Below are 16,758 nucleotides of genomic sequence, written 5' to 3'. Positions count from 1 at the left end.
TATTGAAATTCTGATATTTATCTCAGATAACGTAGGGAGAATTTGACCGCATGGACAGCATGGAAAGAAATACACAAGTCACGGACTTTTTACGGGAAATCACGGAAAAATTGAATAAGAAGCTGGAAACCATCGAGGCTTCTCTGGTGGAAGGGCAGAAGGATATTGAACGGATGCACGATTACTACTGGGAAAATTATACAGAGATGGACCAGTATGGCTACGAAAACTACGACAACCAGCAGGCTCTGCTTGGCCAGGTCAACGCCAACCAGGAGCTGATCCTGTTAAGAAGAAGGATCCGAAAGATGCAAAAGTCCCCGTTCTTTGGCCGGGTGGATTTCTGCTATGAGGGCGAGGAGGATCCGGAAACCTTCTATATCGGAATTGCCAACTTTGCCGAACGGGCAGGCATGACACCTTTGGTCTATGACTGGCGCGCGCCTGTCAGCGAGCTGTTTTACGACTACGACAAGGGGCCTGCATCCTATCAGGCGCCTGCCGGTGTGATGGAAGGAGAGATCACCTCTAAATGGCAGTATAAGATCCGGAACGGCCGGCTGATCTATGCCTTTGAAAGCGACACCAAGATCGACGACGAAATCCTGAAAGAAGAACTGGGGACCAATGGGGATGTAAAGCTTAAGAACATCGTCCGGACCATCCAGAAGGAGCAGAATGCGATCATACGCAATACCCGGGATAAGATCCTGGCGATCCAGGGAGTGGCCGGAAGCGGAAAAACCTCTGTTGCTCTGCACAGGATCGCCTATCTTTTGTACCACGACAGGGAGAACCTTACGTCTTCCGATGTTCTGATCCTGTCTCCAAACAGCGTGTTTGCAGACTACATTTCCCATATCCTTCCGGAGCTTGGGGAAGAGCCTGTGCAGGAGATGAGCTTTGATCTTTTCACCTACCGTGAATTAAAAGACACGGCGCCTGACTGTGAGGACCGGTATCATCAGCTGGAACGTATGATGAAGTTCCCTGACAAGGAAAGAGAGGAGCGGTACCAGCAAAAGCAGTCCGAGGAAATGGCCGGACAGATCGAGGGATTCTTAGCAATCCTGGAGGACAGCCTTTTAAATTTCCGGGATATCGAATACAAGGGTCTCAAGAAGACGGAAAGTGAACTGATCCAGCTGTTCTATTTTAAATTTCAGAATATTCCCCTGCTGGCAAGAATGGATGCCGTCAGGGAATATGTGACCGACGAGTATGAAACCCTGCGTGGAAGGGAGCTTTCCGAAGAAGAAGCGGAAGTGGTCTGTCAGAAATTTGCCTCCCTTTACGTGACGACTGACATCTATCAGATCTATAACTGGCTGATGGAGTTTGCCGGATATCCTGCACTTCCCGATGTCCCCTATGAAAGACGGCTCATCGAGTATGAGGATGCGGCTCCCATGCTGTATTTAAAGTACCGTCTTCTGGGGAAGGGCGCTCATAAGAGGACCAAGCATCTGATAATTGACGAGATGCAGGACTATTCCTACATGCAGTACCTGATCCTGGCTGAACTGTTTTCCTGCAGCATGACCATTCTGGGAGACCGCTTTCAGACCATGGATCATGCGTCGCAGGATGTCATGCAGTTTCTTCCGAGGATTTTCGGGAAAAAGGTACGCAAGATCTACCTGAATAAAAGTTACAGGAACACCCTGGAGATCAGCCGGTATGCAGCGGAACTTCAGACAGCCGCCGGGGCGCCGGAGCAGTTTTTAGCGCGCCACGGAAAAGAAGTGGCAGAGTCTGCTTTTTCTTCTGTCGATGATCTTCTGGATCAGGTTGTAAAAGAGTTAAGACTTCAGAAGGAGGACGGATATGAGACTGCCGCAGTGCTGGCCATGACAGAAGACGAGGCACATGATATCTATATGCTTCTGAAAAACCGGAGCGTTTCCGTTTCTTATATCGACCGGGACAGTACGAGCTTCCATCCGGGACTGACCGTTACCACCTTTTATCTCGCCAAGGGGCTGGAGTTCGACCAGGTATTTACCGTATATGAAGAAAATGGCAATCCACTGCTTCCCCAGGCCAGATATATCTGTGCGACGCGGGCTCTGCATGAGCTTTACATGTATCGCCTGGAACCGGAGAAGAGAGACAGATAGATTTAAAATATACAGAACGAAATAGAAAAAGGAGAGATTACTATGCAGAAAGTCATTTTAGGAAAAACAGGGATTGAAGTCAGCAAGAACAGTTTTGGTGCACTCCCGATCCAGAGGATCAGTAAAAAAGATGCCGTCTATCTGCTGCAGAAGGCATTCTATCAGGGCATCAACTATTTTGACACGGCAAGGGCTTATTCTGACAGTGAAGAAAAGCTGGGAGCGGCGTTTTCCTATATCCGCGAAAAACTGATCATCAGTACCAAAACAGCGGCACAGACCGGAGAAGATCTGAAAAAGGACCTGGAAGAAAGTCTTAGAATGTTGAAAACAGATTATATTGATATTTACCAATTCCACAATCCGGCCTTCTGTCCGAAGCCAGGAGATGGATCCGGGCTTTACGAGGCAGCCGAGGAGGCAAAAAAGGAAGGAAAGATCCGGCATATCGGCATCACGAACCACCGGATCGCTGTGGCAAAAGAAGCCATCGAATCCGGCCTTTATGAAACGATGCAGTTCCCGTTCTCCTATCTTTCTTCTGAAGCGGATCTGGAGATCGTAGAAATGTGCCGGAAGGCAGATATGGGCTTCATTGCCATGAAAGCTCTGGCCGGAGGATTGATCCACAATTCCGCCTGTGCCTATGCGTTTATGGATCAGCCGCAGTTTGATCATGTGGTGCCGATCTGGGGCGTACAAAGAGAGTCCGAGCTGGATGAATTCCTGTCCTATCAGGCCTGTCCGCCCGCACTGACGGAAGCGCTGCAAAAGGAAATTGAGAAAGACCGGAAAGAGCTTTCCGGAGATTTCTGCCGTGGCTGCGGCTATTGTATGCCATGTCCGGCCGGCATCGAGATCAACAACTGTGCACGTATGAGCCTGATGCTCCGCCGTGCCCCGCAGGAAGGATGGTTGTCAGAGGAGTGGCAGGAAAAGATGAAGAAGATCGAAGGCTGTCTGAACTGCGGACATTGTAAGAGCAAATGCCCTTACGGACTGGATACACCGGAGCTTTTAAAGAAAAACTACGAAGACTACAAGACCTTTTTATAAATCTCTTTATGTAAAGAACGGGGAAACTCATGTTTGGATATGTGACGATATTAGAGCCGGAACTGAAAGTCAAGGATTTCCGGCGGTATAAATCCTTTTACTGCGGCCTTTGCCGGGAGCTTCGGGAACGCTACGGCCATCTGGGACAGATGACACTGACCTATGACATGACCTTTGCAGTCCTGCTTCTTACTTCACTGTACGAGACCGAGGTTAGAAGCGAGAAAGTGCGCTGTAAAGTACATCCGGTAAAAAAGCAGGAGATCCTGCGGAGCGTATTTACCGGGTACGGAGCAGATATGAATCTGATCCTGGCCTATTACCATCTCCGGGACGACTGGGTCGATGAAAAAAAGATAGGCGGATTCCTGGGAACCTGCGCTCTCAGGCGGCGGGTAAAAAAGGCAGTCAAAAAATATCCCCGGCAGAGCCATGCCATTCAAAAAGAACTAAAAGCACTGGCAAGGTGTGAACAGGACGGGATCATGGGGATCGACCAGCCTGCCGGCTGTTTCGGACGGCTCATGGCGGAGCTGATGGTCTGGAAAAAGGATCAGTGGGAAGAGACGCTGCGGACGCTTGGATTCTTTCTTGGGAAATTTATCTATATCATGGATGCTTACGACGATCTGGAGAAGGATCTGAAAGAAGGAAACTATAATCCTCTGCGCACTATCTCTGAGGAACCGGATTATCACGAGCGGTGCCGGGACATGCTCTGCATGATGATTGCCGAGTGCAGTGCACAGTTTGAGAAACTTCCCTGTATTCTGGATATAGACATTTTACGAAATATATTATATGATGGTGTCTGGAACAGATTCCGCAAAATCGAAAAAGAACGAAAAGAAAAAGAAAAGTGAGGATGAATCAACATGAGCAGTAATCCATATGATGTGTTAGGGGTATCGCCCAATGCGTCGGATGACGAGATAAAAAAAGCTTACCGGGAGCTTTCCAGAAAATACCATCCCGATGCCAATGCCAATAACCCTCTGGCGGATCTGGCAGAAGAGAAGTTTAAAGAAATTCAGGAGGCCTATGATACTATTATGAAGGAACGCCAGAACGGCGGAGGATATCAGTATGGCTATGGCTCTTCCGGCAGTCAGGGCGGCTATGGCGGACGTCAGTCTTCCGGATCCTGGGGCGGAAGCCAGAACTACGGCGGCTCTCAGAATGTGGAAATGCAGGCAGTCTATAATTACATCAATAACCGCCGGTTCCAGGAAGCCATCAATCTTCTGAACCGGATGCCAAACCGAACGGCAGAGTGGTATTACCTAAGCGGCGCTGCAAACGCAGGACTTGGCAATAATATCGTTGCCCGCGACCATGCGGCTCAGGCAGTGAACATGGAGCCGAACAATCAGCGTTACTGCCAGCTTTTAAACCAGCTCAGCTGGAACAGCAGAAGATACCAGAACAATCCATATGGCGGAGGATACGGCACTGGCAGCCCAACCTGCGGTACCGGAAATTTCTGCTGTGACCTGTGGTGTGCAGACACCTTGTGCGAATGTATGGGAGGAGATCTTTGTTCATGCATGTAAAGGCAAAAATACTGGCTTTTGGCGGCCTTTTACTTGCTCTCACAGTTATCTTTATGATGCTGGGAGGAATTATTGAAAGCAATACGCTGTTTTTGCTGGCCGCAGCCTCTTATTTTGTAGGGATCATGATCCGGGAAACAAACTTCCGAATGGGGGCGGCCTTCTATCTTGCATCCGTCATCCTGGGATTCCTGATCGTGCCTAATAAATTTTATGTAGCTTCCTATGCGGCTATGGGATTTTATATCCTGGCTATCGAAGGAATCTGGGAACGGATGGGATGCCTTTCTGAAAAATACCAGAAAAGAAGCCTGTTCTGGATTTTGAAATACGTGATCTTCAATGTGATCTATCTGCCGGTGCTGTTCGGATTTCAGGAGCTTTTGTTTTCCAGACAATTATCTTTGCCATTCCTTATTGGCGCGGTTCTGGCCGGTCAGATCGGACTTATCATCTATGACAAAGCTTATGAGTATTTCCAGGGTCATATCTGGAGCAGGATGAGAGGGCGTTTCCTGAATTAAATAAAGTAAATCGCCTGAAGCATTAAAAATAAAGCGGGGCTCCTATTCCAGGAGTCCCGCTATTGTTGTCGCCACATCTTCACTTGCGATGATAGAAATGTTATTCATGATTATAAGATCCTGCACCTTGTGTTCCTTTACAAAATCCATGACATTATTCTGAGTATAACGGAAGTCAATGACATACACGGTCTGATAGTGGTCTACCAGGAAGGGCACGAAACAGTTTCCATAAGATTCTTTGACAACTACACAGGATGATCCATCATCCAGGTCGGGATTTTCTATAACCGCCAGCGGTTTATCCCCGCCGATGAAGCAGGAGTAGCCGGAATTTTCATTCCAGGTGCTCACATCCTCGATCACATGCCAGTCTACCTGGGAACCATCCGTATCTGTATAAGTCATATCATTGGTAGCCATCGGTATGTATGCATCTACAGAATCAGGATTTGCAGCCATATCCGCATTCTGCAGCTTCTGGTAAAAAGTTCCAAGGAACGGAGAGAAGGTCATTTTTTCGAAATCTGAAAGTTTATTAGGCTCAAGCCCTTTTTCTTTGCAGAAATTTTCATATACATAATATGCCGCCAGCTGCGTCCAGTGGTGATCACTCCGAAAATACAGGTATTCATCATTATGCTCCCGCAGCGTGTCGATCGTATCAATAGTCTTGCAGCCATCAGATAAACTGTAGTAATAGTCGATAGCCTGCTTCTGATCTGCACCGCCCAGATCCTCCAGTTCCTGCTCTGTCAGCATGGCTCCGGAATTATTAGGAACCAGGATGGAATACACGTCGGTTTCGCCTTCTAATTCTTTTGCTGCCTTGGAAAGCGCGCTCGTATAGATATCTGCCGCATTCTGATTATAGTAGTAGATGGTATATGCGGCTCCGTCTTTCACATAGAGACTGTCCTGGATCTGATTCTGGATTTCGGACTCCATCGCCCGGCTGTCCGGAGCGGATATTTCCTCCACTTCCTTGGCGTCTTTACTGTCGGCTTTCTTTGCATCCGCATCCGGAATGTCATCGCTCTGCTTCTGATTGCCTACCATCATCGTTGAAGTCTTAATTCCATAAACACTTTCCACCTTCTGGTCTGCGGCGATCAGCTGATCCCTCATCGGATAAGTATCAGAATACCACAGAGAAAGGTCGGAGAAAAATTCTCCATTCCACAGCGAAGAAAGAGTCGGCTTTGGAAATTCTGTCAAAGTACGTTTTTCAACCTCTGAGGTATCTGGCCGTACAAAGAACAACAGTCCCAGAAATCCGCCGATCACCATAACAGCAGCAAAGATGCGCACGCTGATGGCCCGGAACATATAAATCAGTCTTTTTTGCTTTTTTGTAACTTTCTGACTTTTCATTTGATCAAACACCTCTTAAAACTGAAAATACAAGAACGGATTATAGCTGTTTCCGATCAGTGCCAGGACAGATAAAATCAGGAGAATCGGCGGTACGATCATCTCCGTGATGTTGAATACCATGAAGGAAACGGGGTTGCGGGTTCCATAGCGGATCAAAATTTGGCGGATTGTCTTGCCAAGCGGAGTGCAGGCAACCGACGCAAAGAGCAATAGAAAAATATTGCTCAAAAACATGGTTCCTACATCCATTCCGGTAAAGCCGGAGGTCCCGATTCCAAACAGTCCAATCAATACATGTCCCAGTTCTCCCAGACTCTCAAATTTGAAAATAACCCATCCAAAGAAAACTACCAGCAAGGTATAGACATGTTTCAAAGGTCCGGGAATCTTATCTCCGATTACAAAGCGCTCCAATAGCAGAAAGATCAGATAATAGATTCCCCAGAAAATATAATTCCAACTGGCTCCGTGCCACATACCGGTCAAAAACCATACCACTGCCATGTTCCGGATAATCTTTTCCTTAGAGCAGCGGCTTCCGCCTAAAGGAATATAAACATAATCTCTGAAGAAAGTACTAAGAGAAATATGCCATCTGCGCCAGAAATCCTGTACAGATTTCGCAATATAAGGATAATTAAAGTTTTCCAGATAATGGAATCCTACCATGCGCCCCATGCCGATCGCCATATCGGAATAAGCTGAAAAGTCCAGATATATCTGAAGCATATATGCAAACATCCCAAGCCACAGACCAAGTGTAGACTGAGACGCAAGGGCATCGCTTCCCGGCAGGATCAGAGAATCTGCAATCTCTGCACAGGAATTGGCAAGAATTGATTTTTTTGCAAGTCCGATACAGAACCTGCGGACTCCCATGTAAATATCTGTCTGATTAACGGTTCGGTTATCTATTTCATCTGCAACCGTTTCATAGCGGACAATAGGGCCGGCGATACACTGGTGGAACAAGCTGGAATACAGAAGCAGCTTCCAGAATACCGGCTGCGCATGGATTTCCCGCCGATATACGTCCACAACATAGGAAAGCAGCTGAAACGTATAAAAAGAAATTCCAATCGGCAGAACAATATTAGGAATCACATCCGGGACTCCAAATAAAGCCTGGAAATTTTCCATGAAAAAGACTGCATATTTGAAATATCCAAGTAATCCCAGAAGAACAATACATTCTCCCAGCATATATAGTTTCCGGCTGCGTTTATTTTTGGAATGCTGGATCTTCAGAGCAAAGAACCAGCTCGCAAATGTTTCTCCTACCAGCAGGATCAGGTATTTCGGCCCGCCCCAGGCATAAAATATCAGAGAAAAAATAAGAAGAACTTTATTTTTATATTTCTTATCAATCAGCAGATAAATGATAAGATTGGAAACTAAAAAAACAAATAAAAATATCAGACTTGAAAAAACCATAACTTTTCCCCTCTCCAGACTGCAGGGACTGATTTCAGACGTAATCCTACAGTCCCCGACATTATCAGTATAATGTTATTAATTTAGAAACACAAGAAAAATATGAATTCTTAAAGATATTGTAAAAATTTGTAAAGATTGCTTTGACCAAATTTCCTCAGACATGCATAATTTCCATTCATTTATTCATAAATTAGTATAAATTTCCGGAAATGGCGCTTTATGAAAAAAGAAAAAAATTCTCTTGGAAACAAAATTGCCGAATGGTCTGAAGTCCCCAAGGACGTAGCACTGGGGATGCCGATCCTTACGGTAACGGGTCAGACAGAACTTCGTCTGGAAAATTACCGGGGAATCGCAGAGTATACGGACTCCTGTGTCAAAGTCCGGACAAAAGTCGGACTGATCCTGATCGGCGGCCGTTCCCTTCAGGTGGAGTATTATACAGAGGATGAAATGAAGGTGTCAGGATACATCCGGACGGTCGAATACCAGCAATAAAAGGGGGGAGAAAGCAGTGCTCAGAAAACTGGTTCAATATGGGAAAGGATATCTTAAGATTCATGTGTCCGGTTATTTTGCAGAACGCTTCTTAAATGGATGCAGTCACAAAAAGATCCGGCTATGGGATCTGAAACCGGTGCCGGGCGGTTATGAAATGTGTATCACCATCAGTGGATTCCGCAAATTAAAGCCGATCATCAGGAAGACAGGAACCAAAGTCGTCATTGTAAAACGCTCCGGTCTTCCTTTTTTATTATTCAAATACAGAAAAAGACGGCTGTTTTTTGCCGGGAGTCTCCTTTTTGTCCTCCTGATCTTTTTAATGTCCAGACACATCTGGAGTATCGAGTTTTCCGGAAATCAGTCTTATACGGATGATACGCTGCTGAAATTCCTGCTGACAAAGGACGTACATGCCGGGATGGCCGGTTCGGACGTTGATTGTGCCGGGATAGCCGCGGATATCCGGGAAGCATATCACGATATCGTGTGGGTTTCCGCCTCTGTAGACGGCACCAGGCTTAAAATCCGCCTGAAAGAAAACGATGACAGACTTTTAGATGATGATAAAGATAAAAATGAGGCGTCGGAAAATACTCCGGCACCCACAGATCTGGTTGCGGACATGGATGGTACGATCCGGGCCATCACGCCACGGGAGGGAGTTGTCCTGGTGCAGGAAGGATCCGAAGTAAAAAAAGGAGATCTTTTGGTTTCCGGCCAGGTTCCGGTCAGAAATGATCAGCAGGAGGTCACCGGATATCAATATCACCAGGCAGACGCACAGATCCTGGCAGAGGTCTCAACTTCCTATCAGGATGAAATGGATCTCTTCTATATAAAGAAGGACTATGATCTGGTCAAAAAGAGAGAAGTCTTCCTGCAGGTCGGACCATGGCGCCTTACTTTCGGATCTATCCGCAATAGCTACGACTACTGGACCATGGAAGGATACGAAAAAGAACTGTTTGGAAATATGCATTTCCCATGGAAAGTATCCTATGGATCCAGGACAGCATCCCCCTATCACGCGTCGCGGGAAAAATATGCCACAGAACGGATACGGCAGGTTTTAAGCACCCGGTTTGAACGGTATAAAGAGGATTTGGAGAAAAAAGGGGTAGAAATTATTGAGAATGATGTTAAAATATACACAGAGTCTGAGACCGCTGTCGCGGATGGCAGACTTCTAATCCTGACGCCGATCGGCGTATCCAGGCCTTCACAGCTTTTGGAGGTGCAGACGGCGGAAGAAGAAAATGAAGCAGGAGAATGATACATGGGATTAATGGAATCAGTAATTGAAATACCGGCTGAACATGAGCGCAATGTGTTCGGACAGTTTGACGCTTATGCAAAAAAGATTGAGCGTACCTTTCATGTCACTTTAATCGCCAGAGGAGAACATGTGAAGATCATGGGAGAGGCCGCACTTGTAGAAAAAGCAAAAAAGGTATTGACTCAGCTGGTGGAACTGTCCCGGCGGGGAAATACCATTCAGGAACAGAATGTTGACTATACCATTGCCCTGACCATGGAGGACAGCGAGGGCAGTGTTCTGGAAATTGATAAGGATATCATCTGTCATACGCTGCAGGGGAAGCCGATCAAACCAAAAACAATCAACCAGAAAAAATATGTGGACGCAATCCGCAGACAGATGATCGTCTTCGGCCTTGGCCCTGCCGGCACCGGCAAAACCTATCTTGCCATGGCCATGGCGATTACCGCTTTTAAAAATAATGAAGTGGGGCGGATCATCCTGACCCGCCCGGCAATTGAGGCTGGAGAAAAACTGGGCTTTCTTCCCGGCGATCTGCAGAGCAAGATCGACCCATACCTGAGGCCTCTCTATGACGCTCTTTATCAGATCATGGGAGCGGAAAGTTTCCTGAAAAACTCAGAAAAAGGCCTGATAGAAGTAGCGCCCCTTGCCTATATGCGCGGGCGTACACTGGACAATGCATTTATTATCCTGGACGAAGCACAGAATACTACACCGGCTCAGATGAAAATGTTCCTGACCAGGATCGGATTCGGCTCCAAAGTGGTGGTTACCGGAGATGCCACCCAGAAAGACCTCCCTTCCGGGCAGGTTTCCGGACTGGATGTAGCAGTTTCCGTAGTAAAGAATATTGATGATATCAGCATCTGTAATCTGACCAGCAAGGACGTGGTCCGTCATCCGCTGGTGCAAAAAATTGTGAAGGCATATGAAGAATATGAAAACCGCGGTCATAAAAGACAGCGTGAGAAAAGGAGGCGCTCATGACCCTGTATTTTGAAGAGGAGGGTGCGGTAACACTGCCTCTCGATTGTGAAAAAACCGGGCGTGTGGCTGTAGAGACCGCACTGGATATACTGGGCTGTCCCTATGAGGCCGAAGTTAGTCTTCTTTTGACTACCAACGAGGAGATCCATCGGATGAATCTGGAATTTCGTGACGTGGACCGGCCTACAGATGTACTTTCTTTCCCGATGATCGATTTTGCGGTCCCGGGAAATTTTGATGGTCTGGAAGAGCGGGAAGATTGCTTCGATCCGGAAACAGGTGAGTTGTCCCTGGGCGATATCGTAATCTCAAAAGAGAAGGTACTCTCTCAGGCCGAAGCCTACGGACATTCCGTTTTAAGAGAATATGCTTTTTTAATTGTCCATTCTGTGCTACACTTAACAGGATATGACCATATGGAACCTTCTGAGCGTTCTGTCATGGAAGAGCAGCAGAGAAGGATCATGGAAGCTTTGAACATTTTGAGATAAGAATCAGATAAGTATGCAACCTTTTACGAGAGAAAACAGATAGTTGGAGTAATATATGGCTGGAAAGCAGAAACGAAAAGAGAATAATTTCATGATACAGGGATCCATCCTTGCCATCGCCGGGGTCATTACTAAGATCATCGGCGCTGTTTACCGTATCCCGCTGATGAATATAGTAGGAGACGAGGGGATGGGATACTATAATGTGGCGTTTTCTATCTATACGGTGGCGCTGACCCTGACGTCCTACAGTCTGCCTTTGGCGGTTTCCAAACTGGTATCCGCACGGGTCGCTGTGGGGCAGTATAAAAATGCTTACAAGGTACTGAAAGGTGCTTTTACTTTTGCGTTGTTGTCAGGAGGCTTTGTGGCTCTGCTCATTTTCTTTGGCGCCGAGTTCATTGCCTCGACCATTATGTCTATGGATATGAGTGTGTACGCCTTGAGGATCCTGGCTCCCTGTATTCTGGTAGTGGCGCTTCTTGGCGTGCTGCGGGGATTTTTCCAGGGAAATGGTTCCATGGTTCCTACGGCAGTTTCACAGATTCTGGAACAGATCGTCAATGCGGTGGCATCTATCGCGGGCGCTTATATCCTGCTTCAGGTTGGAAAGGGCCTGGCTGAAACCAGAGGCAATGATTCTTTTGGCCCGGCATATGCCGCGGCCGGCGGAACGGTGGGTACCATTGCAGGAGCATTTTTTGCCCTTTTGTTCATTGCCCTGCTTGCCTCTGCATATCTGAAAGTCTTTAAGCGGAAAATGCGCCGGGACCGCAGCCGGAAGCGTGAAAGTTACCAGCTGATGTACCGGGTATTATTTGTAACGATTGCCCCGGTCATCTTAAGTGCAACCGTGTCTAATATCAGCGATTTTGTAGACAACGCTCTGTTCAACAATATCATGGCCGCCCAGGGCTATGGAAAAACCGAATACGCAAGCCTTCTTGGTATCCTTGGCGGGCAGTACACCACCATGATCAACGTGCCGCTTTCCGTGGCTACAGCTCTGGGGTCATCCCTGATCCCAAGCCTGGTTGCCACAGTACAGACAGGAAGCCGCAAACAGATCCATCATAAGATCACATCTGTGATCCGTTTCAATATGTGCATCGCTATTCCCTGCGCTATGGGATTTCTGGTTCTGGCAAAGCCGATCCTGGATCTTTTGTTTTTTACCCAGGATAATGATGTTGCCGCCAGAATGTTGCAGCTTGGCGCAATCTCCGTGGTCTTTTTCTGTCTGTCCACGGTGACGACTTCCGTGCTGCAGGGGTTAGATGACATGATCACACCGGTGAAAAATTCTGCTATCGCACTTGTGATTCATGTCGTATCCCTGCTTTTGATGATGGTCGTGTTTGAATGGAATATCTATGCCGTCGTTTTAAGTAAGATCGTGTTCGCCGGAGCACTCTGTATCCTGAACGCCCATGCGCTGCGGGAGAGAATCAGCTATGTGCAGGAGCAAAGGCAGACCTTTGTAATCCCTGCCGCCGCATCTGCGGTCATGGGAATTGCCGCTTTGGTCGTACATCTTTTAATTGAACTTTTCGTTGGCGAATATGTAGCCACTGTTATTGCAATCCTTGTGGCAATCGTCGTTTATGGAGCTGCACTGGTTCTGTTTGGCGGCGTTTCAGAAGAGGAGCTTCTGGATATGCCAAAAGGCGCTACCCTGGTAACTCTTTGCCGGAAATTACATCTGATCAGAGGAGAATACAGATAATATGAAACCCATTAAAAAAATTGCGCTTCTCCACGACCTTTGCGGCGTGGGGAAAGCTGCTCTTACTAATATGATGCCTATCTTAAGTATCATGGGTATTGAAGCCTGTCCGATTCCGACTATGCTGCTATCTACCCATACAGGAGGTTACGGGCTTCCGGCTACGCTTAAGATTCCCGGATCCTATATCCGGCAGTGTGCCGATCATTTCAAAAGCCAGCACGTAGAATTCGACGCTATCTTTATCGGATATCTGGGACATCCGGATATTATAGACGCTGTCATTTACTTCGTAGAACAGTTTCCCGGCACAAGGGTCATTATGGATCCGATCATGGGGGATCACGGCTCCTACTATCGGAATTTTGACGACTCCTACGGTCTTGCTCTGCGTAAGCTTTTGCCATTTGCTGATATTATTCTGCCAAATCTAACGGAATGTTTTCTCCTGACCGGAAGACCCTTTCAGATCACAGGCGATCACAGGAATGTGCTGGCACTCTGCCGTGAGCTCCAGGCATACGGTGCAAAAGACATTGTGATTACCAGCGTGCCAAAGGACGACTGCCAGAAGGGAATCGTTCTGTATGAAGACCAGGCTTTCTTATATCTTGGAAACGGAGAGATGCTGGGAGAATATCACGGAACAGGAGATGCTTTTGACGGAATGTTTCTGTCCAAGCTGCTGACAGGACATACACTGCTGGAAAGTGTTCAGGCATCCCATGCTTTTGTCTGTGCCTGCATCCGTGAAAGTGAAAAATACACTTATCCGGAACGGGAAGGACTGCTGATTGAAAAAACATTGAGAAAGCTCGTATAATCCGGGCTGTTTCCGGCCAATACTGTACTAAAAAAGAGGTAATCTGTATGAAGAATAAGTATGGTATTGGTTTTTTTGCGGCAGCTATCATTCTGATGCTGGTGCTGACCGGCGCTTACCAGCTGACATATTATAAGGCAAGGGAACGGGCTGCTCTCGAAAAGGAAGAAACCAGAGAGGAAGAAAAGGCTTCTGCAGCTGAAACGCCTGATGAAGCAGTGGCTGCAGAGGGGGAAGCTCTTAAAGAGGATGCTTACTACCTGATGGAGGTAAACGGATATGTTGTGGTTTACTTAAGCGATAAAGAAACTCCCTTTGAATACACTGACATTCCCTATGATGAACTGCCGGCCCTCTTAAGAGAAGAGATCCGTAACGGAAAATATATCGAAAGCACGGAAGCGCTTTATGGATTTCTGGAAAATTATTCCAGCTGACCAGGAAAAAGTAGACTTCTTCCCGTGAATCGTGTAAGATAGGAAAAGCGGTAAAAACTGCAGAAATGAGGATGAAATAATGGATGAACAGAAGATTGCAAGAATCAATGAATTATATCATAAATCAAAAGCAGAAGGACTGACAGCTAAAGAGCGGAAGGAACAGCAGCTTCTCAGGAGAGAATATATTGATGCTTTTAAGCGGAATCTCCGCAGTCAGCTTAACCAGATCTCTATCCAGGAAATGGATGGAAGCATTACGGACCTGGGTGAGAAATTCGGAAACAAGAAAGGATAAGAAAACCATGATCGGACTTCCCAAAGATCCGGTCCTTTTGCTCAGTGTAGTAAACACCAAACTCAGGGACCGGTACCTTACACTGGACGACCTGTGTGAAGATATGCAGGCGGACAAAGATGAAATCACAAATAAACTGAAAGGAATTGGATATGAATATGATGAATCAGGACATCAATTTGTCTGATGCACTGCCGGAGGATGAAACCAGCCGGCAGTATTACTACATAGAAAAGGCCAGGCTTTATGTACAGGAGCTCTCCAGCCGTATCGGACGGCCTCTGACTTTTTGTGTTACAACCTTTGGCTGTCAGATGAATGCCAGAGACTCGGAAAAGCTGCGGGGAATCCTAAGAGAGATCGGGTATCTGGAGGCAGAGGAGGATCAGGCGGATTTTGTGATCTACAATACCTGTACTGTCCGGGAAAATGCAAACACCCGGGTCTACGGGCGGTTAGGCCAGCTCAAGCCCCGCAAGAAAAAAAATCCCCATATGATGATCGGCCTTTGCGGATGTATGATGCAGGAACCGGAGGTGATCGAAAAGCTGAAGAAAAGCTATCCTTTTGTGGACATCATCTTCGGCACGCACAACATCTTTAAATTCGCCGAGCTGATCGCAGAAAGATTTGCCACTGATAAACCTGTGATCGACATTTGGGAAGGCACGGACCAGATCGTGGAAAATCTGCCGAACCAGCGGAAATATGCGTTCAAATCCGGAGTAAACATTATGTTTGGATGCAACAACTTCTGCAGCTACTGTATCGTTCCTTATGTAAGGGGACGGGAAAGGAGCCGCGAACCTCAGGCTATTCTGGATGAGATCAGGCGTCTGGCCAAAGACGGTGTGGTAGAGATCATGCTGCTGGGACAAAATGTCAATTCTTACGGAAAGACTCTGGATGAACCCATGACCTTTGCCCAGCTTCTGACAGAGATTGAGAAGATTGAAGGCATCAAAAGGATCCGTTTCATGACCTCTCACCCCAAAGATCTGTCCGACGAGCTTATTGAAGTTATGAGCCGCTCCAGCAAAATCTGCCGGCATCTGCATCTCCCGGTACAGTCGGGGAGCAGCCGGGTCCTGAAACAGATGAACCGCCGGTATACGAAAGAGCAGTACCTTGAGCTGGTGGAAAAGATCCGAAAAGCCGTCCCGGGCATTTCTCTTACTACAGACATTATCGTAGGTTTTCCCGGCGAGACGGAAGAAGACTTTCAGGAAACCCTTGATATCGTAAGAAAGGTACGCTACGACAGCGCATTTACATTTATCTACTCCAAAAGGACGGGGACGCCTGCAGCTAAGATGAAAGACCAGGTTCCGGAAGAAATGATCAAAGACCGGTTCCAGCGGCTGCTCACAGAGGTACAGAATATCGCCGCTGAGGTATGCTCTGTCCACGAGGGCACTACCCAGGAGGTCCTGGTAGAGTCTATCTGTGATCATGATCCGTCCATGGTCACCGGAAGACTGAGCAACAATCTTCTGGTGCATTTTCATGGAGATGCTTCCCTGATCGGAAAGCTCCTGCCTGTACATCTGACAGAATGTAAAGGCTTCTATTATCTGGGAGAACCCGGCATGTAATATCTGCCATCTATATTTTGCCCTGAAAACGCTCACACTATGAATGTATCAAGATAGTGAGGGCGTTTTTCATGAAAAAAATCAGTGAATACTTGTTTCTATGGACTCTTGGAGGCTGCCTGTATTACAGTTTTGAAATCCTGTTCCGCGGCTTTTCCCACTGGTCTATGTTTGTGCTTGGCGGTATCAGCCTTTTGTTCTGTACGCGGCAGGGGCAGATGGTAAAATGGGAGGATCCTATGTGGGTACAGATCCTGAGATGTACCCTCTTTGTTGTCTCTTTGGAGTTTATCACCGGAATCATCGTAAACAAATGGTTGGGGCTGTACATCTGGGATTATACCGACCAGCCCCTGCAGCTTTTCGGACAGATCTGTCTCCCTTTTGCCATCATATTTTCGGGCCTGTGCGCCTGCGGGATCTGTCTTGGAGGATATCTGGCCCACTGGCTCTACGGAGAGATTCGTCCCACCCTTCATTTCCTTTAGCGGAGGAGGAAATTGAGAAATTCTCTCTTTCTTATTCGCACCGGAAATGCTATAATATTA

General features: G+C 47.0%; 18 protein-coding genes. 16 read left to right on the top strand and 2 right to left on the bottom strand.

Annotated elements, in window-relative coordinates; all coding sequences use genetic code 11:
* The first annotated feature begins 50 nt into the window (after positions 1 to 50).
* From BKD12_RS10335 to BKD12_RS10315, 5 genes are read left to right on the top strand one after another with little or no spacing between them, the layout of a single operon-like run.
* The gene (locus tag BKD12_RS10335; protein ID WP_070089236.1) at positions 51 to 2,120 is read left to right on the top strand and encodes a HelD family protein; all 2,070 of its coding nucleotides are present in this window, start codon (positions 51 to 53) and stop codon (positions 2,118 to 2,120) included.
* A gap of 42 nt (positions 2,121 to 2,162) precedes the next feature.
* Entirely contained in the window at positions 2,163 to 3,176 is a 1,014-nt protein-coding gene (locus tag BKD12_RS10330) for an aldo/keto reductase (protein WP_070089235.1), read from the top strand.
* A gap of 29 nt (positions 3,177 to 3,205) precedes the next feature.
* The gene (locus BKD12_RS10325; RefSeq protein WP_070089234.1) at positions 3,206 to 4,039 is read left to right on the top strand and encodes a DUF5685 family protein; all 834 of its coding nucleotides are present in this window, start codon (positions 3,206 to 3,208) and stop codon (positions 4,037 to 4,039) included.
* Positions 4,040 to 4,051: 12 nt separating this feature from the next.
* Positions 4,052 to 4,729: a J domain-containing protein gene (locus BKD12_RS10320; protein WP_070089233.1), complete on the top strand. Its 678-nt coding sequence runs from the start codon at positions 4,052 to 4,054 to the stop codon at positions 4,727 to 4,729.
* On the top strand, positions 4,720 to 5,253 hold the full coding sequence (locus tag BKD12_RS10315; RefSeq protein ID WP_070089232.1) for a hypothetical protein: 534 nt from the start codon (positions 4,720 to 4,722) through the stop codon (positions 5,251 to 5,253). The genes BKD12_RS10320 and BKD12_RS10315 overlap by 10 nt, the downstream gene beginning before the upstream one ends.
* 42 nt (positions 5,254 to 5,295) lie before the next feature.
* Here the strand turns inward: BKD12_RS10315 and BKD12_RS10310 are convergent, their stop codons facing one another.
* Both BKD12_RS10310 and BKD12_RS10305 read right to left on the bottom strand, forming a co-directional pair.
* Entirely contained in the window at positions 5,296 to 6,627 is a 1,332-nt protein-coding gene (locus BKD12_RS10310; RefSeq protein WP_070089231.1) for a DHHW family protein, read from the bottom strand.
* A 15-nt stretch (positions 6,628 to 6,642) separates the two neighbouring features.
* On the bottom strand, positions 6,643 to 8,064 hold the full coding sequence (locus BKD12_RS10305; protein ID WP_070089230.1) for an MBOAT family O-acyltransferase: 1,422 nt from the start codon (positions 8,062 to 8,064) through the stop codon (positions 6,643 to 6,645).
* A 222-nt stretch (positions 8,065 to 8,286) separates the two neighbouring features.
* Between BKD12_RS10305 and BKD12_RS10300 the strand changes: the two genes are divergently transcribed.
* The 11 genes from BKD12_RS10300 (at position 8,287) to BKD12_RS10250 (ending at position 16,698) form a co-directional block, all read left to right on the top strand.
* On the top strand, positions 8,287 to 8,565 hold the full coding sequence (locus BKD12_RS10300; RefSeq protein ID WP_070089229.1) for a YabP/YqfC family sporulation protein: 279 nt from the start codon (positions 8,287 to 8,289) through the stop codon (positions 8,563 to 8,565).
* Between the two features lie 16 nt (positions 8,566 to 8,581).
* Positions 8,582 to 9,844 carry a sporulation protein YqfD gene (locus BKD12_RS10295; RefSeq protein ID WP_070089228.1) on the top strand — a complete coding sequence of 421 codons (1,263 nt, stop codon included), beginning with the start codon at positions 8,582 to 8,584 and terminating at the stop codon, positions 9,842 to 9,844.
* Between the two features lie 3 nt (positions 9,845 to 9,847).
* The gene (locus BKD12_RS10290) at positions 9,848 to 10,840 is read left to right on the top strand and encodes a PhoH family protein (RefSeq protein ID WP_070089227.1); all 993 of its coding nucleotides are present in this window, start codon (positions 9,848 to 9,850) and stop codon (positions 10,838 to 10,840) included.
* Positions 10,837 to 11,331 carry an rRNA maturation RNase YbeY gene (ybeY, locus tag BKD12_RS10285; RefSeq protein WP_070089226.1) on the top strand — a complete coding sequence of 165 codons (495 nt, stop codon included), beginning with the start codon at positions 10,837 to 10,839 and terminating at the stop codon, positions 11,329 to 11,331. Before BKD12_RS10290 ends, ybeY begins: the two co-directional genes overlap by 4 nt.
* A gap of 55 nt (positions 11,332 to 11,386) precedes the next feature.
* On the top strand, positions 11,387 to 13,057 hold the full coding sequence (locus BKD12_RS10280; protein ID WP_070089225.1) for a putative polysaccharide biosynthesis protein: 1,671 nt from the start codon (positions 11,387 to 11,389) through the stop codon (positions 13,055 to 13,057).
* 1 nt (position 13,058) lies between these two features.
* A complete protein-coding gene (locus tag BKD12_RS10275) occupies positions 13,059 to 13,880 on the top strand; it encodes a pyridoxamine kinase (RefSeq protein WP_070089224.1) in 822 nt (273 codons plus the stop codon).
* Between the two features lie 47 nt (positions 13,881 to 13,927).
* Complete coding sequence (locus BKD12_RS10270) at positions 13,928 to 14,317, top strand: hypothetical protein (RefSeq protein WP_070089223.1); 390 nt, start codon at positions 13,928 to 13,930, stop codon at positions 14,315 to 14,317.
* Positions 14,318 to 14,396: 79 nt separating this feature from the next.
* Positions 14,397 to 14,615: a DUF896 domain-containing protein gene (locus BKD12_RS10265; protein ID WP_070089222.1), complete on the top strand. Its 219-nt coding sequence runs from the start codon at positions 14,397 to 14,399 to the stop codon at positions 14,613 to 14,615.
* Between the two features lie 7 nt (positions 14,616 to 14,622).
* The gene (locus BKD12_RS10260; protein WP_070089221.1) at positions 14,623 to 14,802 is read left to right on the top strand and encodes a DUF4250 domain-containing protein; all 180 of its coding nucleotides are present in this window, start codon (positions 14,623 to 14,625) and stop codon (positions 14,800 to 14,802) included.
* Entirely contained in the window at positions 14,768 to 16,210 is a 1,443-nt protein-coding gene (miaB, locus tag BKD12_RS10255) for a tRNA (N6-isopentenyl adenosine(37)-C2)-methylthiotransferase MiaB (protein WP_070089220.1), read from the top strand. The genes BKD12_RS10260 and miaB overlap by 35 nt, the downstream gene beginning before the upstream one ends.
* 71 nt (positions 16,211 to 16,281) lie before the next feature.
* Positions 16,282 to 16,698, top strand: coding sequence for a putative ABC transporter permease (locus BKD12_RS10250; protein WP_070089219.1), 417 nt, complete (start codon positions 16,282 to 16,284; stop codon positions 16,696 to 16,698).
* Positions 16,699 to 16,758 lie beyond the last annotated feature (60 nt).

It is taken from the genome of Merdimonas faecis (assembly GCF_001754075.1).
In the GTDB taxonomy this organism is placed as follows: Bacteria; Bacillota; Clostridia; order Lachnospirales; family Lachnospiraceae; genus Merdimonas; species Merdimonas faecis.
This window is presented reverse-complemented; position numbering and strand designations above follow the sequence as displayed.

What these genes read in the sequence shown, in the direction of transcription:
- BKD12_RS10335 (WP_070089236.1), top strand. Translation starts at nt 51, where the DNA reads ATGGACAGCATGGAAAGAAATACACAAGTCACGGACTTTTTACGGGAA.
- BKD12_RS10330 (WP_070089235.1), top strand. Translation starts at nt 2,163, where the DNA reads ATGCAGAAAGTCATTTTAGGAAAAACAGGGATTGAAGTCAGCAAGAAC.
- BKD12_RS10325 (WP_070089234.1), top strand. Translation starts at nt 3,206, where the DNA reads ATGTTTGGATATGTGACGATATTAGAGCCGGAACTGAAAGTCAAGGAT.
- BKD12_RS10320 (WP_070089233.1), top strand. Translation starts at nt 4,052, where the DNA reads ATGAGCAGTAATCCATATGATGTGTTAGGGGTATCGCCCAATGCGTCG.
- BKD12_RS10315 (WP_070089232.1), top strand. Translation starts at nt 4,720, where the DNA reads ATGCATGTAAAGGCAAAAATACTGGCTTTTGGCGGCCTTTTACTTGCT.
- BKD12_RS10310 (WP_070089231.1), bottom strand. Translation starts at nt 6,627, where the DNA reads ATGAAAAGTCAGAAAGTTACAAAAAAGCAAAAAAGACTGATTTATATG.
- BKD12_RS10305 (WP_070089230.1), bottom strand. Translation starts at nt 8,064, where the DNA reads ATGGTTTTTTCAAGTCTGATATTTTTATTTGTTTTTTTAGTTTCCAAT.
- BKD12_RS10300 (WP_070089229.1), top strand. Translation starts at nt 8,287, where the DNA reads ATGAAAAAAGAAAAAAATTCTCTTGGAAACAAAATTGCCGAATGGTCT.
- BKD12_RS10290 (WP_070089227.1), top strand. Translation starts at nt 9,848, where the DNA reads ATGGGATTAATGGAATCAGTAATTGAAATACCGGCTGAACATGAGCGC.
- ybeY (WP_070089226.1), top strand. Translation starts at nt 10,837, where the DNA reads ATGACCCTGTATTTTGAAGAGGAGGGTGCGGTAACACTGCCTCTCGAT.
- BKD12_RS10280 (WP_070089225.1), top strand. Translation starts at nt 11,387, where the DNA reads ATGGCTGGAAAGCAGAAACGAAAAGAGAATAATTTCATGATACAGGGA.
- BKD12_RS10275 (WP_070089224.1), top strand. Translation starts at nt 13,059, where the DNA reads ATGAAACCCATTAAAAAAATTGCGCTTCTCCACGACCTTTGCGGCGTG.
- BKD12_RS10270 (WP_070089223.1), top strand. Translation starts at nt 13,928, where the DNA reads ATGAAGAATAAGTATGGTATTGGTTTTTTTGCGGCAGCTATCATTCTG.
- BKD12_RS10265 (WP_070089222.1), top strand. Translation starts at nt 14,397, where the DNA reads ATGGATGAACAGAAGATTGCAAGAATCAATGAATTATATCATAAATCA.
- BKD12_RS10260 (WP_070089221.1), top strand. Translation starts at nt 14,623, where the DNA reads ATGATCGGACTTCCCAAAGATCCGGTCCTTTTGCTCAGTGTAGTAAAC.
- miaB (WP_070089220.1), top strand. Translation starts at nt 14,768, where the DNA reads ATGAATATGATGAATCAGGACATCAATTTGTCTGATGCACTGCCGGAG.
- BKD12_RS10250 (WP_070089219.1), top strand. Translation starts at nt 16,282, where the DNA reads ATGAAAAAAATCAGTGAATACTTGTTTCTATGGACTCTTGGAGGCTGC.